This window comes from uncultured Amaricoccus sp. (assembly GCF_937858865.1).
GTDB lineage: Bacteria > Pseudomonadota > Alphaproteobacteria > Rhodobacterales > Rhodobacteraceae > Amaricoccus.
In genome coordinates, this window is the sequence record NZ_CALLYO010000390.1 from 1 (window position 1) to 1,526 (window position 1,526).

3 protein-coding genes are annotated in these 1,526 nt (G+C 70.6%); all 3 read left to right on the forward strand.

What is annotated here, in order from left to right:
• Positions 1 to 422, forward strand: a 422-nt coding sequence (locus Q0112_RS11460) for an ABC transporter permease (RefSeq protein ID WP_367278466.1), incomplete at its 5' end; no start/stop codon positions are given.
• 13 nt (positions 423 to 435) lie between these two features.
• Positions 436 to 1,005, forward strand: a complete 570-nt coding sequence (locus Q0112_RS11465; protein ID WP_297975414.1) for an FAD-binding oxidoreductase — start codon at positions 436 to 438, stop codon at positions 1,003 to 1,005.
• The coding region (locus Q0112_RS11470; protein WP_297975417.1) for an FAD-binding oxidoreductase at positions 999 to 1,526 on the forward strand (528 nt) is incomplete at its 3' end. The genes Q0112_RS11465 and Q0112_RS11470, both read left to right, overlap by 7 nt.

The window sequence follows — 1,526 nt, forward strand, 5'->3', positions numbered from 1 at the left end:
TGGCCGTCATGCTCCGCCGCACCGTTCTCGGCCGCAGCATCTATGCCGTCGGCGGCAACCCGGTCGCCTCGAACTCGGCGGGGATCCGCGTCGACCGCATCAAGATCACCGTCTTCACCATCGCGGGCTTCCTCGCCGGGGTTGCCGGCTACCTGCTCGCCTCCTGGCAGATGGCGGTCACCTCCAACCAGGGGTCGAGCTATCTGCTCTACGCGATCGCCGCGCCGATCATCGGCGGCGTCTCGGTCTTCGGCGGGCGCGGCAACGTGCTCGGCGTCCTCGGCGGCGTGCTGCTGCTCACCGTGATCCAGGTCGGCCTCGCCATCATCTCGGTGCCTTCCTTCTACGTCGGCATGATCGGCGGCGTGATGATCTTCATCGCCGTGGCGATCGACGCGATCCGCGTCCGCTACTTCAGCTGACCCCGAGAGAAGAATGTCGCAGACGCTGCCCTCCGCGGCCGAGGCCTGCCTCGCCGACCTCGCCGCCCACCTCCCGCCCGCGGCGCTGCTGACCGGGGCGGACGTGCCCGCGCGCAATCTGCAGGACGCGAGCTTCCTGCCGCCGGTCCGCCCGCTCGCGCTCGTCCGCCCCGACAGCGCCAAAGGCGTCGCCGAGGCGATGCGCATCTGCGCCGGCCACCGCATCCCGGTCGTCCCCCAGGGCGGCCTGACCGGCCTCGCCGGCGGCGCCCGGCCGATCGAGGGCGCCGTCGCCCTCTCCCTCGAGCGTTTCTCCGGCATCGAGGAAATCGACCCCGACTCCGCCACCGTCACCGTCCGCGCCGGAACCCCGCTCGAGGCCATCCAGCGCGCCGCCGACGACGCCGGCTTCTTCGTCGCGCTGGATCTCGGCGCCCGCGGCTCCTGCCAGATCGGCGGCAACCTCGCCACCAATGCCGGCGGCAACCGCGTGATCCGCTACGGCATGGCGCGCGAGATGGTCCTCGGCCTCGAGTACGTGCTCCCGACGGCACGCTCGTCACCGGCCTCAACAAGATGCTGAAGAACAACGCCGGCTTCGACCTCAAGCAGCTCTTCCTCGGCTCGGAGGGAACGCTCGGCATCATCACTCGCGCGGTGCTGCGGCTCCACCCAAAGCCCGGCTGCACCCATGTCGCCGTCTGCGGCCTCGCGAGCTACGCCCACGTCACCGACCTCCTCTCCCGCGCCCGCCGCGGCCTCGGGCCGATGCTCTCGGCCTTCGAGGTCATGTGGCCGGACTACTGGCACGCGGCGACCGTCACCGTGAAGGGCGTGCGCCCGCCCATCAGCGGCCAGCACGCATTCTACATCCTCGTGGAGATGCAGGGCATGGACGCGGAGATAGATGGCCCCCGCTTCGAGCACTGGATCGAAGCGGCGTTCAAGGACGGCACCATCGAGGACGCGGCGATCGCGCAGAGCGTGGCCGACATGGCGGCCTTCTGGCGCACGCGCGACGCGGCCGGCGAGTTCGCCACCTTCCTCGGCCCGCACGTCGCCTATGACGTCGGCTTGCCCGTGCGAGAAATGGACAACTTCGCC

Bases quoted from the DNA above. Each gene is read 5' to 3' on its own strand.
- Q0112_RS11465 (WP_297975414.1), top strand. From the start codon at position 436: ATGTCGCAGACGCTGCCCTCCGCGGCCGAGGCCTGCCTCGCCGACCTC.